Genomic DNA, 14,104 nt, shown 5'->3' with positions numbered 1-14,104 from the left:
CAAGGCGTTGATGGCCTCAAAACCCGACAGCTGCAGGGGCACCAGGGCAGGCCGGCCGGCGAGCTGGGGAATGGCGGGGCTGCTGACGGTGAGGGCACGCTCGCTGGAGAAGAGGGTGGACATGACGTGGGTTCCTCTGAAGGTGATGGGGTGGCTTGGCTTGTGTTGGCTTAGTCTTTTTTGTCCCAGGCCTGCAGCAGTTCGGGCGGGATCATGTGGGCGACTTCAGAAAACCGTTTGCCCCACATGCGCTCGGCTTGTTTGAGCAAGATGCACACGGGGCTGCTGGGCTCGTTTTCTTCGATCCATGCACGCACTTGGGCCAGTGCCTGACGGACTTCTTCACGGTTTTGTTTGGCAGAGCCGGCAGACCGGGTTCCTGACAGGGCGGGCTGTGACCAGAGGCTGAGCGGTGCCAGGGGCGTTGCTGTGTCGGCGGCGTTGGTCAGCATGGTTTCAATTGGCGGCTGCGGGCTTTCGGGGGCGTGAGCGCTGTCTGCGGGTTCGGCTTGTACTTTGTGTGAGGCCACGGGCAACACGGCGCAGGCCGAGCCCAGCAAAGGCTGTAGCAGTTTGGACAAGGGCAGCAGCGTGGGGGCGTGGTCTTGTAGGCATTGGTTGGCCCATGTTTGCAGGTATTGCACGCAGGCGGCACTCGCTTGCAGGGCCAGCAGTTGTGGGTCGCGCTTTTGGTACAGGTCGATCAGTTGGCGCTGTACGGCATCGGCATCCAGGGCGTAGGCGGCGCGTGGTACGGCCAGGGCGCGCTCTACGTCACGCACGCTCAGGCGTTGTGCGTTGGAGGAGACGATGAGCACCTCGCGCACTTCTTCCAACAGGCCCTCGGGGTCGCACAACGCGGCCAGTGCGTTGGCGCGCACCATGGGGTCATGTTCGCCTTCGATGTGCATTTGGGGGTGTACGGTGTCGCTGAACAAGGCACATATCTGTTGCAAGCTGCTGAGGCCTTGCAATAAGCCAGGTGCCCCGGCTTGGCGGGTGCGGCTGCGTGTGAACCAGATCAATAAATTCAGGTCCTTGCTGCGCAACAACAGGCGTTGGCAGTCGCGTTCGATGTCTTTCCATTCGGGCTCGTTGGCGCGGGCTTTGAATTGCCCGTATTGGACTTCGGCCTTGGGCGTCAGGCGTGCGGCCAAAACCGCGAATTCGGGGTCGTATTCGAGGTGTGGTCCACAGGGCAAATCCGGGTGTATGGGCTCTAGCCAAGCGGCGGGAATGTCGACCACCAAAGGGCCTGGGATGATGGCGTTGGTGACCGCTTGGATCAGGTTTTGCAAAGTGTTTTTCATGGGGGCTTGCCTGTGTGTCAGGCCGCAGCGGATGGGCTGCGCATGTATTCTTCGGGTGCCAGCACCATGCCTGTGATGTGGTCCTTGCCCTCAGGGGCTTGGCCCATCCAGCTGGACCAACCCAGTTGTGCCGCTTCGCCCAGTCGCGCGGGAGGGGCGGCGTTGGCGTGGATGAGCAATTCGACCTCCCAACCAAACTCCAGGCCGATGAAGCTGCGGACCAGTTCGACCAAGGCAGGCAGGTCTTGCGAGCCGTTGTAGCCTTGAGGCGTCAGGCGCAGATAGCCATTCAAGTCGAGTGGGCCAATCGTCAGGCGAAAGCTGCTTTGCCGGTCGGGGATGAGTTCACCGGCCACCGCGCCCAAGCCCAGCATGCCGGAGGCCCGGGGGTGCCCCAGCTGGCACAGGTCTTGGGCGTCGAGCTTGATCCAGTGCAGTCGAAATTCGTGCAAACGTACCTTGACGCCAAAGTAACGCGCCAGCGTGCTGACCAAGCCATCGGGGTCGCGTGCACTGCGGATGCGGTGTGCGCTGCTGGCCCAGCGGGCATGTGGGCTTAAGGCGCTGTGCTGCACTTCGTGGGGCTCGTCGCCAGCCAAGCGGGCAACGTAGCGGGTGAAGGTTTCGTCATCGGCGCGGTCCAGGCCAGCGGCTGATTGCCCCTGTGACCAGGCGCGGTAGAGGTGGGTCAGGTAGCGGTGGTGAAACAAGTCCAAAAAATTGGCCAAAGTGTTGTCGCGCTTTGCTTCTGTGCGCTCGCGCACCAGCTCGGTCATGTGCAAGGGCAGTGGCCCGTTAGGCCCCAACAGGCCCAGGCCAAAAACACGCAGATGGGCTTGCTTGCCCGTCACTTTGACGCTGGCCAATTCGCGGGGCGCAAAAGCCAAGCTGGCCTGTTGTCCGAGCCGGAAGCTTTCTTGATGCGGGCGTTCTGCCATGCCCATGCGCGGCGCACCCATGCTGCGGTGGTCAGCGCTGGCGATCTGGCGCAGCAAGCCCATGAAACTGTGTCGCCAAGGGGTTTGCTGTGCGTCCAGCACGGCTTTGGGCCAGTGGTCTGTGCCGGGCTGCTCGGCTGAGTTGTCTGTGGGTTGTGGGTTGGGGTCCATCACACGCCTCCTCTTTGCCCCATGCGCACCGGCCACAGGGCCACCTCACCCCGTTGCATGCTGTGCAGCTGGGTTTGCACGAAGGTATTGATGGCCACGTGGCGAGCCAAGTAGTGTTCCAAAATCAAGCCAAATAAATACGGGCTGATTCCGCTGAAGCCGTCTTCGTCCACCGTCAAGCGGCACTCGATGCCGCGCCCAAATACCAGGGGGCCAGAGGCCGGCAGGCGGCGGGTGACGGGCGCGATGTGGCTGGCCATGAGGCTGCTGACTTGTTGGTGCCCGATGCGGTCGTCTTGCTGCACAAACATGCGCAACATGTCGCGCAAGGCTTGCGCGCCTTCGCGCTCGGTCATGTCGTGCAGGGGCAAGTAGTTAAAGCCCAATTGCCGAATCAAGCGCCAGGCCAGCTCACCCTCTGCAAAAGGGGGTTGCGGTGCCGATGGCGGGCGGATCAGCCCAATTGACTCCACCGGCAAGGACTCGCCTACACGCAGATCGTTGCGGCCGTTGCGTGGCACCAGACGCGGCAGGTCGCGGTTGGTCACCAGGGCCTTGACCGACAGGTAGCGCAAGCTTTGGCTGTAGGGGGCTTCGTGCTGGTCGACCAGGCTGACAAAGGTTTCGGTGCCTACATACGAGGTGCGGGTGCCGTATTTGCGGGTGCTTTCGGGCACCAAGCGGGGCTCTCGCCGAACAGAGAAGTAGCGCCCGTGGTTGCCCTCGTCGTGGTTGAGGGTTTGGTACATGGGGCGAAACGGCAGCATCTCGGTGGTTTCGGCTTGTTGGCCTTGCAGCTCTTGCACCGCAAAGACTTCGTAGTCCATGGGCCGTGAGCGGTCGGGCACCAAATGCATTTCGGTTTGGCTTGCCGGCACCTCAAGTCGGTCGGTGCGGTGCTCAAACAGGTTGATGACGGGGGTGCAATGAAGCGCAAACTGCGCCACATCGACCTGTGTGCTCAGGGCCATGGTGGGGCGCGTCAGCAAGATCACGATTTCGGCTTCTTGCCCTTGGATGCGTGAGAAGCCGGCCGACAAGTTTTGTAACGCGAAAAAATAAAACCGCGAGGGACAGGCAAAGTACTCGTGCAGCAAGTTGTGCCCAAACCAGCTGTTCCAACTCAAGGGCAACATGCTTTGAGCGGGCGTGAGGCCCTCGTGCACCAAGGCCTGCTCGGTCACGATGTGGGGCTGTTTGGCCATTTGACCGGGCTCGCCTACCAAACTGGCTGCGGCGCCCGCATGCAGCAACTCAAACAAGTGCGATGCGGTTTGCTCTTGGCCACACAGGTAGATTGGCAGGCGGTCTAAACCGCGCAAGTCAGAAAATTTCAACTCCCCTTGTAGGCGCAAGCGCAGCCGCAAAGCCCCTTGCACTTGCACGTGGGCGGGTAAATAACGGTCGGGTGCGGGGATGTCGGGGGGAACCCCGGTCAGCCGGGCGTGCACTATTTGCAGGGGCCAAAGGGTGACTTCTTGGGTCGAGCGAAATTGGCAAGCCGTGACCTCACCCGGTGGCGCTTGTGCGTACAAAGGGGTGTCTCTGGGCACCACAAAGCCTTTGCTGAAGTCGCCTTCGGTGATTTTGGGGTGCATTTGTGCCACCGCCATGGAGGGGGTGGGGCTGACGTAGTTGGGGTACACCACCTCCAGCAGGCGCTGTGTGAAGCGCGGAAACTCGGCGTCGAGCTTGATGCGCATGCGCGCCGACATGAAGCTGAAAGACTCGATGAGGCGCTCCACATAGGGGTCGGCCACGTCTTGGCCTTGCATGCCCAAACGCCGTGCGATTTTCGGGTGCATATGGGCAAACTCGCCCGCGCTTTCGCGCATGTAGAGCAGCTCTTCGTTGTAGTAGCGCAGCAGTTGCGGGTGCATGAGGTGTGGCTCCTTGGGGCGGTGGTTTAGCGTGCGCGCAACTCGATGCGGCTGCTTTCCAGGTCCACCGCGCTTTGCACGGCAAACTCGATCGGGTACGGGTTCATGTGGATGTGCCCCGATATCTCAAAAGTCAGCACGTTGTAGTGGTTGCTGGCTTGCTCTTTGAGCAGGGGACGGACGGTCAAGGTCTCGCGCACCAAGCGCGGTTCATAGCGCTCGATGGCGGTGCGGATCATGCGCTCGATGTCGCTCCACTTTTTTTCGGACAAGTAACCGCCGGCCAGAGGGGGTACCCCGTAATTGGTGCACGACTGGGCCACTTGGGGATATCTTTCGCTGTCAAACAAGTCAGAGGCGTCGGTGGTGTTGAGCAGCAATGCCAGATCACGCAGAACAATGTCCCGCATGCGGCTGCGTGTGGCGCTGTATTGGCTGGCACTGTCCACTTGTTCGGTGGGGGCGTCGTCGCACAGGCGGTCAAACAAGGTCGGTAAAAAATGCCTTTCCTTTTGACGCAAAGAAGTGTTTTGCTGTGAGGGCAAGGGGCGCACTGCCGGGTGTGCTGTGCGTGCCGACACAGGCTTGTGTTCGAAGAACGGTGGGGTGTCCTGTTCAGCACCGGTTGCGGCATCTGCTGGGCTGCCAACGCTGGCAGTCGGGGCGGTGCCGATCATGTGCGCACCTCGCGAATGTCCAGCAGTGGCCAATCGGTGCCATCGCTCATCCATGTTTTTTGGCCTTGGGAGAACACGCCGGTGTCGCCCACCTCTTGCCACACCGTCAGGTGGGATTGCATCAAGGCTTGTTGTTGCTCTGTAGGTTCGTTGGGTGCATGGGTCCAGCAAGAACGTGAGGGCAAATACACGTGCAGCGTGCGAGCGCTGGTGTCCTTGGGCGCGCCGTGCAGTTGCAGTTGTGCCGGAGTCCAGACCAGGTCCAAAGGCGTTTTAGGGGGGGTCAGTTGCAGCAGCGCCAAGTCTGAAAACGCCACCCATCGGTAAGCGCCAGCAAGTATGACTTCACAGATGGGGCCCAATCGCGTGTCGCTGTCAGCCAGCCAATCAAAGTCTTGTTGGCGCTGCTCCTCTTCCGGTTGGCCCGGGCGGCGGACGCGCCAGCTGCAGACACCAGGTCGGCTGGGTGCGTGTTCTAAGGCCTGTCGGCGGCATGTGTCAGCCAATTCGGGCTCACCAGCGGCGTTGTGTTCCAAGGCTTTGGCCATGTCTTGCATCCAATCTGGAAAATCCACCACGGGCGCGGCACGCTCTTGGCCTCTGAAAACACGCATGCGCTGGTTTTCGGCCTGAATCAATCCACGCAGCAAATGGGCTTGTGCCTTGCCTTGGGGTACCAGCCGAGCCCAGGCCTGCAGTTGTTGCAAAGCCCGATCCCATTGGCACAGTTGGCACAAAATTTCGACCAAAGCCCAGCGGTTTTCGGCGGCAGTGGGTGCGCTGCGCACACGCGCTTGCCAGTGCGTCAAGCTGCTGAGCAAGCCCGAAGGGGCGCTGCCCTGGTGGTTGTTCAATACGGTCAGTTCGGTCATGGTGTCTGGTCTCTGGAGGGGGCTGGGGGGGTGCTGGACAAAGACACGGCGCTGTCGATGGCCATGCCGTGGTGTTCTTGGCGGCTGATCAGGGGCACATCGGTCGGTGATGTCGGCGCCTGCCAGTTGTGTGGTGCAAAAAGGTGCAACACATTCACGGTTTCGGTGGCGGCCAACCAGTCCGGATCTTTCGGGTCATCGAGTCGGCTCAACACGCTGCTGATGTGCTCACTCTCGCCCAACAAGGAGGACAAATCGGGCCCCTTTTCGGCCCGTGTCATGAGGGAGGACATGGCGTCAACCCTGGCTCCGGCGTGTTGTTCGGTCAAACCAACCCAGGCGCTTTCTGTTGAGTTTTCGTGGGGCGCTTGCAGACGTCGTATGTACAGTGCATGCCACTGATCGAGGGCTTGCTCTTGCGCGGGCTCGGCCAAGCCATCGGGGATCACTTTGGCCTGCCAGACCGGCCACTCTGCCGATGACGATGTGCCCACTTCTGAACTTGGCAGCAAGGCCTGTTGGGTGGCGGGCGTTTGGGCTGGGGGTTGTGGCGGTGTTTGGGGCCATTGTTGAGAGGGCGCTACGGACATGGCCGCGTCTTCTTGCAACGAGGTCGAGCCCAGCAGGTCGTCAAATGCGTCGGCAGGCTTTAGAGGGTCTGCCATGGCGCCATGGGCCAGCGTGGTCAAGTCCCATGCCGCCACGTCATCGGTGTTGGCCGTGGCGGCGCTTTGTTGTGCTGCGCCAAGCCTTTGGGGGTTTTGCAAACCCAGTCGGCACAAGCCAATGTCCAGCACATCGTCGGCATGCAACCAAACCCGTTGGCCATGCGGCACCTGTCGGCCATTGAGGCCGCAGCGCAGCTCTTCGCACCGGTGCTCAAATGCCCAAGCTTGGTCGTTGGCGTGGTTTGGTTTATGAAATACGCAAAGCTCGGCTTCGGGGTGGGGGTCTGAGGGTAAGCCCAATTCGTGCCAAATGCGGGCCAAGTCGGTTTGTTCTGTGCCCTCGGGCATGACAAAAGGCCATTCCACCGCCCGCCCCTCCCAGCGTGTCACGCACAAAACTTGGGTGTCTGCGGGTCTGCTCACAGCATTCATGCTTGCCTCCAAAGTTTCGCCAAACTAGAGGCCGCTTGCACATAGCCGCCCTGGGCGTCCTGTGTCCAAAAAGCGGCCAAGGGTAGGGTTGAGCGCAAACTGCGCTCAGGCCAATCGGCCCACGGGAGGTGATAAACCCCACGCATGTGGGTGGCTGGGTCTTCGGGGTCTAAAGGCCCCAGCAGCGCATGCAAGGGTGGTGCATCCACAGCGCGCGCAGCAGCGCCAAGCCATTGCGCCATGCCAGGCTCGTGCAGGGCCCATACCGCGTCAAGCCGTGCAAACCATTCGGGCAAAGTCAAATCTTGGCGCAAGGCTTGCCAGGCCAAACGAGACCACCAAAACAGCAGGTTTTGGCCATTGGCCTCGGTGTTCCGCTGCCACGTCCGGCGCATCCATGCGGGGCTGGTTTTTTGATAAATGATCAGTGGGCAGGCTCTGCCCACTTTGTCTTTGGAGGGCAGCATCACGCCCTGCAGGTGTTGGGTGGGTGCAAACGGCAAAGCGCCGGGTGGCAACACAAAGGCAATCGGAACTTCGTGCAAACGCTCCGAGGGCGGCACGGCCTCTAGGCTGATCCAAGGTGATGCATCCAGGCGCGAGCGTGCCGCATCCGATGGCTGCGTTGCCGACCGCTGGGGCCAAAACGCATCTGCCCAGTGGCGCCAAGCCTTTTGTTCGGCCACGGGGCATCGGTGGTGGACAAACTCGCCTTGAGAAGGCAATTTGCCCCACACCGAAGGTGGTGTGGCCAAACTGCGCCGCCCAAGCCAGCGCCCCATGAGGTGCCAAAGTCGGAGGGTCATCAGGTGCTCCTTCCGGGGCAGGTAAAGTTACGCAACACCGGGCTGTTGAATGGACTGGCCCCTGCACTGCTGACCTCCATGACGGCGCGGCGGTTGTCAAAACCAAACTCCACCAAAAGCTTGCCCGGCTGTGTGCTGGGCACCAGTTTCCCCCGCTCCATCAGACGCAACCAAGCCCAGGGCCCTCTGACGCCGATGCTGGAGGTGTCGGCTTTGATGCGTGGGTGGGCATGCAACTCGGCCATCGTGCCGCCGCGTGGGCCGGGCCATTGCAGGGGAATGGTTTGAATCGGCCCGTGTGCGTAGCGCTGCACTTGGCCATCCAGGTCGATCACCCATTCGGTCACGCCGGCATCCAAAGACACCACCTTGTACTCGCCGCGCCAACCTAAGCGTTTGCCCTCTTGTTCGCGAAAGAACATCTCTCGAATTTGACCCACTTGGGCAAACGCATCGGGGTTGGGGCCGGTTTGTGCCAACAGTTTGAGCAATTCGCCCAGCAAAGTGGGGCCGGTTGAGACGCCCGTGGGCGCTTGGCCTTGTGCCATGCCTTCGGTGCCGGTCATCAGCTGGGCGCTGGCCTCAGTCTTGTAACGCCAAGGGCGTACGCTGGTGTCCACCAAGGGCAGCAGGTGTTTTTTGAAATACTCGTCGGCGGCACCGCCGCTGGCAAAAAATGCATTGAAGTCGTCAACCCCCACCTCTTGGGGGCTGTCTGCAAAGGGGTAGCGTCCAGCGATCAGGCGTTGGCAAGGCTCCGATACCGTCAGGGCCAGCAGGCCGACCAAACGGTCCATCTGCAATTGCGCTTGGGACCGCAAAATGACGGCGGCGCCTTGCGCAACTTTCTCGGCACCGTTTTTGCTCACATCTAACAAGACCTCGCGCAAAGGGGCTGGCAGTTTGCCGGCCTCAATGCGCAGCTTGGTTGCCGACTCGGTGCCTGCAGGCGGCAAACTGCCCGAGCTCAGAGCCGAATCGGCCACCACCAGCACGGTGTAGTACTCGTTCAAGGCGCTGGTCATGCCCTCGAGTCCCAGCTTGGCACCCGGTGGACCTGGTGTGCCTTGGGCTTGGCCGGCCACCACTTCGCGCAGCGCCGAAAACTTGTCATCCACCCATTGACGCTCTGTGCGCTGCTCGGGGCGCACGCCCAAACCCGTGGCGGCTTTGCTTTGCTGTTGCGCCAGTTGGTCGGCTGCTTTGTCAAAAATCGATTTGTCTTCGGAGTTCACCAGCAAGGGGCGCGACAAGGTGGTTTCTCGGGCGCTCAAGCGGCCCAAGCGAACCAAGGGTGAGTCGGCCGATGCGAGCTGGCGCAGCACCCCCAAGTCAAAGGCCAAGGTGCCCGACTTGTCTGACTTGATCAGACGCACATCGTTCAAAAACTCCTCCCAAAGCTCGGCGTACTCGCTCAGGTATTGACGCCGCACGTCTTCGACCAGGGCTTGTTGTTCAGACTTGTTGTCCACAGTGCTTTTTTTTTGATCAAGCACCACCGGCTTGGCTTTGCCCATCACCCAGTTGTCGTCTTGTTGCGCCAACACCAAAATTTTGGGCAACTGCTTGGCAAACACATCGTGGTAGCCGTCATAGGTGAACAGGCCAGGTACGCCTTGCTCAAGACTGGCCCCTGATGCGCGGCTGAACACGGTGCCAGCCTGTGGCCCCAAGGCGCGTATCAAACTGAAATCTTGAGGTGATTGGTCCAGCAAGGCCGATATGGCACGTTCATACAAGCGCTCGCTGCTGGTGCGCTTGTCCAAAAATGCACGCACTTGGCCGACCAAAGCTTCGTTGGCCGAGGTGCCCGACTGCACCGCGCGTTGACCAGAAAACAGCCACTCTAAGTGCCCCACCATTGACGTGCTGTTGCCCAAGCGCTGCGGCAGCGACAGGGTGGTCTTCGCCGCCTTGTTGGTATCGGCAGCAGCACCTTCTGGTGTGCTTTCGGTGGGTGCGTCGGGGTTGTTTTGCCATTCTTGCGTGACCCATTGGCGAACATCACGTGCGTTGTCTGGACTCTCGGCAAATTTTTTGCCGTCATGCAGCAACAGGTATACCCGCAAGGTTTCGTAGGCGCTTGGTGCATCGTCTTCGGTCACGGCTTGCTTCATCACCTGTGCCATGTGCGCGATCACTTCGGGCAACACCAAACGGTCTAGCAATTGGTTGTAGCCCTCTTGCGAGGCCGTTGCAATCGCATGTGGGCTGTACAAACCATACTGGTAGGACATGGCCGGGGCAGACAAATCAAGCCCAGACTGCAACGGCAGGGCCTGCGCTAAGTTCAGGACCTTGTCGGTTTGTTGCACGCTGCGGTCGGTCAGCCAGCGTTTCATTTCGGCGGTCAGCAACTCGGTCTTCTCGCTGGCCTGCTCTAAATACCCCTTGTTGTTGTGGAAACTCAAGGTCAGCGCCCCCGATAACCAGAAAAAAGTCAGCAAAACGACGCTGTGTCCTATCCAGCGCAGCAAACGTGAGCGAGCCTCCCAGCGCAAGTTGGGTTTGACCAGGTGGGCCTCGGCGAAGACCACGCGCTGCATCAGGTCGGTTAAAAAATAACTGCGCCGTGACAGACCACCGGTTGGCGCTGGCGCCAGCCTTATTGCCCTGCCTGCCAGCGCAAACGCTTTTTGCAAACGCACCCACAGGGCATGGGGTTGGGCCGATATTTCTTGGCCCGTTTGCATGGCGCTGGTCAGGTAAACCCCACGCAGCATGGGCTGAATTTGCGTGGTGTCGTAACGTGAATCGGCAAATACCGCCTCCACCAACTCTTGCAGAGGTGCTTCGAGGGCTTTTAACTCATGGGGCAGCAAATACAAAGATTGCCGCTGCTCCAGCTCAAACTCTTCTTGCAAACGCGAGGCCACGCCTTCACCAATGCGGTCGACCAGTGCCTCAAACTCGCGGACCACCTGCCCGGCCAAAGTCAAGGCTTGGTCTGTGTTGGCCTGGCCCGTGCCCGATTTGTGAAGCGCGCCATTTGCCTTTGACTTGCGCAACTTGGACAAAGCCGAGCTTGACTCCTGCCAAGGCAGTGTGAAACCCCAGACTTGGGCGCGGGCCTCAGACGTCAAGGTGCTGAAATACGCGTTAAAACCATGCAAAACATCGGCCTTGGACAGCAGCAGGTACACCGGAAAACGGATGCCCAGCTGGCCGCGCAACTCCTCCAGGCGGGCCCGCAGCTGTGCGGCCAAGGCCACACGCTCAGCGGCAGGGTTTTGCATCAGCTGGGCCACATCCACCACCAGCAAAGCCCCGTTGATGGGTGCGCGCGGTCGCACCTGCCGCAGCACCCCCAAAAACCCCCGCCATTCCGCTTCGTTGACAGCGCTGGCGTTTTCGTTGCCTGAGGCCCGTTGTTCGGTGTAGCGGCCAGCGGTGTCCAAAAACACCGCCTCGTTTGTCAACCACCAGTCACAATTGGCCGTACCAGACGAGCGCTGCAGCATCAGCTGTGCATTGGCTGCCCCCATTTGGTCAGCCAGCGGAAAGCGCAAGCCTGAATTCACCACCACCGAAGACTTGCCCGCTCCGGGTTGCCCAATCAGCACATACCAAGGCAGCTCATACAAGTAGCGCTTGCCCTCGACCAAGCGGCGCAGCCCCGACCAAACCGAACCGGTGCCACCGGCCATGTGCAAGTGCATTTGGCGCAATTGCCCAACCGCTTGCTTGGCCTGAGCAGCCAGACCGCGAATCTCTTCGCGTGCCAAAGGGGGTTTGGTTTTGTTGCGGTTGAGCCAGTTGCGCAGCATCTGTTCGTCTTGCTGCAAGGCGGTGTAGAGCTTGTACAAACCCCATACCACCAGCACCACCAACACCAGCACGATGCCCAAGACCCGTGCCCAAATCGTCTGCAAAGGTTGCCATGGGCCCAAGGCCAGCAAAGGCCCACCATGCCAAATCAGCAAACACAGCGCAGCCGCCCCCAGCAAAGACCAGCCAACCACCGCCGAGACCTGCAGCGTCCACGCCAGCAAGCCGGCCAGCAGCAGCAAGATCACACCAACACGCACCCCAACGGTGCCCAAGGGGCGCAAGTCGCCTACGGCCAGGTAGGGCCCTAAAAACCACACCATCAGCGACAACACCACCAACGCCAGCAATGCCAGCAATGCACGGAACACCGGGCCTTTGAAAAATTCTTTCATGGTTTTATGACTTTCAGATGTGGGTTTACTGCGACGTGTTCATCACTTCGATGACCACACGCCGGTTTTGGGCGCGACCAGCGGCACTGTCATTGCTGGCAACAGGGTCCTGAGCACCCAATCCCGTGACCGATATCCGCTCTGGCGCAACCCCTTGAGCCTGCAACACCTTGGCCACTTCGGTGGCGCGCCCCAAAGACAAGTTGCGGTTGATTTCACCGGGGTCGGGGTCGGGCAGGTTGTCGGTGTGGCCGGTCACGCTGACCTTGCCGGGGACAGACTGAATGGCCTGTCCGACCTTTTCAACCGTTTGGCGCGAAGCGGGGCTCAAATCGGCCTGCCCTCGCGCAAACATGCCGTCCCCCTTGAACACCACCACAGAGCGTGTGCTGTCGTCGGTGACCGTTACCCGGCCAGCGGCGATCTCAGGGTCTAGCAATTGCACCAGGCCCATAGAAGGCGCGGCCACCACCTCGGCAGGCTGCAACTGCTTGAGCGCGTGGATGCGTTTTTCCAGCTCGGTTGAAGTGCTCAGCAGCTGGTATTTGCTCCATGAAAACTGCCCCAACAACACCAAGCCCAGCAAACTGGCCGAGGCCCAAACCGGCACCGCTTTGAGCAGACGAAACTTGCCCGCACTCGCGCCGCGCCAACGTGCCGATAACTCGCGCGGCACCTGTGCGCGCGCGCCCGAAACCATGGTGAACAAGCGGTGGCGTATCGACTCCAGCTGCCGGTGTCCATCGGGTTTGGTGCGGTAAAAGCCCGTGAAGCCCAAGCTCAGCACATGGTGTACCAGCTCCAGCACTGGCATGTGCTCTTGCGTCGCATGGGCCATGCGCCCGACCAACATGAACACCACCTCGCCGCCCTCGCGTTCGCCGTGAAAGTGGGGCAGCAAAGCCTTGTTGGCCCACATGCCATCGCCATCGGTGTTCCACGGGGCCATGCTGGCGGCCTCGTCCAAAGCCGTGCACAACACATAGCGCACCGCCAACATGTGGTCGCGTCGCACATTGAGTTGCTCACACAAACGGGTAAATTGCGTCAACTCCTGCACCAGCAGCTTGTGCCAAATATGCACTTGCTCGGCGTTTAACGCTTGGGGCACTTCGGCCAATGCGCGCAGCAAAGCATCGCTGGCCAACATCAACACGTTGCGCCCCTCGGCGCTGGCCTGGCGCAGTTCGGCCAAGCGTTCGTCGTGGTTGGGGCCGGGGGGCACGGACACGGGTGCCGCATCTTTGATAAAAGGTGTTTCGGTGTCCTCGGGGGGCATGGCCCACGCTTGGGCTGCGCTTTCGGGGGCTGGAGTGGTCTCATCCATGGGGGTCATCTTTCGATCCTTCGTTCACATTTTTCAGGCCAAGGCCTCGTTCGCGGTTTGGTCCAGGTGTGTTTGGGCTTGCAGCGCATCGGGCAACTCGTCGCTGGTGTCAATGCCGCGCAGCTTGAAATAACCGTTGTTGCCTGCAGCCTGAGCGGCCAGGTCCATCGGGCTGGTGGCCAGGCTGTCGTGCACAAAGTAGTCCAGCAAAGACACTTGGGCCGGTGACAAAGCCAGAGGCTCTAGATAGGCACGCAACAACGCGCGCACTTGCGCATCGGGCAAGTGAATTTTTCGACTGCGTGGGTGATTGGCCACTCTGGCAAAGCCACGCAGTTGTTCCTCTACCATCTCAAACACCGCCGGGGCTGGGCGTTGCGGGTGGTCGAGGGTGTGGTAACGCAAACGCAAATAGGCCACGTAACGCGCCATGTGCCAGTTCAGCTGCTCTTGCAGCGTGCCTTGGCTTTCACCGTATTGGCGCGCGAGGCTCTTGGCCCCTGCACCCCGTGCGTTTTTGTGGGTGAATTGGAACTCGTTGTAGAGCTTGAGGTCCGTTTTCTCTAACTTTGCCATGGACAACATCGGCAATCCCGCCCCATAGGCCTCGTAATACATTTCGCCCAACGGCACCCGTGCCAATTCGTGGCTGCGCCCTTGGTGCTGGTGCGCCAAGCCACCCACCACGTCTTGGTGCGTGCCGGGCCACACGCTTTCAGCAAACGGACACTGCGCCTTGGCAATGCTGTCCACACGGTGCGTCACGCGCTGCTCGTGCCCGGCCACCAGGTGCACGGCCTTTTGCACATGGCGCGACAAACCCATGGGCCCGTTGATGCGCAGCGTGGCCAGGCCCAGGC

At 60.7% G+C, this 14,104-nt stretch carries 9 protein-coding genes and 1 pseudogene; all 10 read right to left on the bottom strand.

What is annotated here, in order from left to right; all coding sequences use genetic code 11:
- Positions 1-170 precede the first annotated feature (170 nt).
- Positions 171-1,310, bottom strand: a complete 1,140-nt coding sequence (gene tssA / locus ACIQ39_RS14715; protein WP_396435354.1) for a type VI secretion system protein TssA — start codon at positions 1,308-1,310, stop codon at positions 171-173.
- Between the two features lie 17 nt (positions 1,311-1,327).
- The gene (gene tssG / locus ACIQ39_RS14710) at positions 1,328-2,419 is read right to left on the bottom strand and encodes a type VI secretion system baseplate subunit TssG (RefSeq protein ID WP_396435353.1); all 1,092 of its coding nucleotides are present in this window, start codon (positions 2,417-2,419) and stop codon (positions 1,328-1,330) included.
- On the bottom strand, positions 2,419-4,299 hold the full coding sequence (tssF, locus tag ACIQ39_RS14705) for a type VI secretion system baseplate subunit TssF (RefSeq protein ID WP_396435352.1): 1,881 nt from the start codon (positions 4,297-4,299) through the stop codon (positions 2,419-2,421). The genes tssG and tssF overlap by 1 nt, the downstream gene beginning before the upstream one ends.
- Before the next feature lie 26 nt (positions 4,300-4,325).
- The gene (gene tssE / locus ACIQ39_RS14700; protein WP_396435351.1) at positions 4,326-4,976 is read right to left on the bottom strand and encodes a type VI secretion system baseplate subunit TssE; all 651 of its coding nucleotides are present in this window, start codon (positions 4,974-4,976) and stop codon (positions 4,326-4,328) included.
- The gene (locus ACIQ39_RS14695) at positions 4,973-5,848 is read right to left on the bottom strand and encodes a type VI secretion system accessory protein TagJ (protein ID WP_396435350.1); all 876 of its coding nucleotides are present in this window, start codon (positions 5,846-5,848) and stop codon (positions 4,973-4,975) included. The genes tssE and ACIQ39_RS14695 overlap by 4 nt, the downstream gene beginning before the upstream one ends.
- Positions 5,845-6,948, bottom strand: a complete 1,104-nt coding sequence (locus ACIQ39_RS14690; protein ID WP_396435349.1) for a TagK domain-containing protein — start codon at positions 6,946-6,948, stop codon at positions 5,845-5,847. Before ACIQ39_RS14690 ends, ACIQ39_RS14695 begins: the two co-directional genes overlap by 4 nt.
- Positions 6,945-7,754 (bottom strand): TagF domain-containing protein, encoded by an 810-nt coding sequence (locus tag ACIQ39_RS14685; protein ID WP_396435348.1) that lies wholly within the window; start codon positions 7,752-7,754, stop codon positions 6,945-6,947. The genes ACIQ39_RS14690 and ACIQ39_RS14685 overlap by 4 nt, the downstream gene beginning before the upstream one ends.
- Positions 7,754-11,917, bottom strand: coding sequence for a type VI secretion system membrane subunit TssM (gene tssM / locus ACIQ39_RS14680; protein WP_396435347.1), 4,164 nt, complete (start codon positions 11,915-11,917; stop codon positions 7,754-7,756). Before tssM ends, ACIQ39_RS14685 begins: the two co-directional genes overlap by 1 nt.
- Positions 11,918-11,942: 25 nt before the next feature.
- A complete protein-coding gene (gene icmH, locus ACIQ39_RS14675; RefSeq protein WP_396435346.1) occupies positions 11,943-13,244 on the bottom strand; it encodes a type IVB secretion system protein IcmH/DotU in 1,302 nt (433 codons plus the stop codon).
- Between the two features lie 33 nt (positions 13,245-13,277).
- Positions 13,278-14,104: pseudogene (locus tag ACIQ39_RS14670) on the bottom strand (hypothetical protein); the annotation flags it as partial.

It is taken from the genome of Limnohabitans sp. (assembly GCF_044361645.1).
Taxonomy (GTDB): domain Bacteria; phylum Pseudomonadota; class Gammaproteobacteria; order Burkholderiales; family Burkholderiaceae_C; genus Limnohabitans_A.
This window is presented reverse-complemented; position numbering and strand designations above follow the sequence as displayed.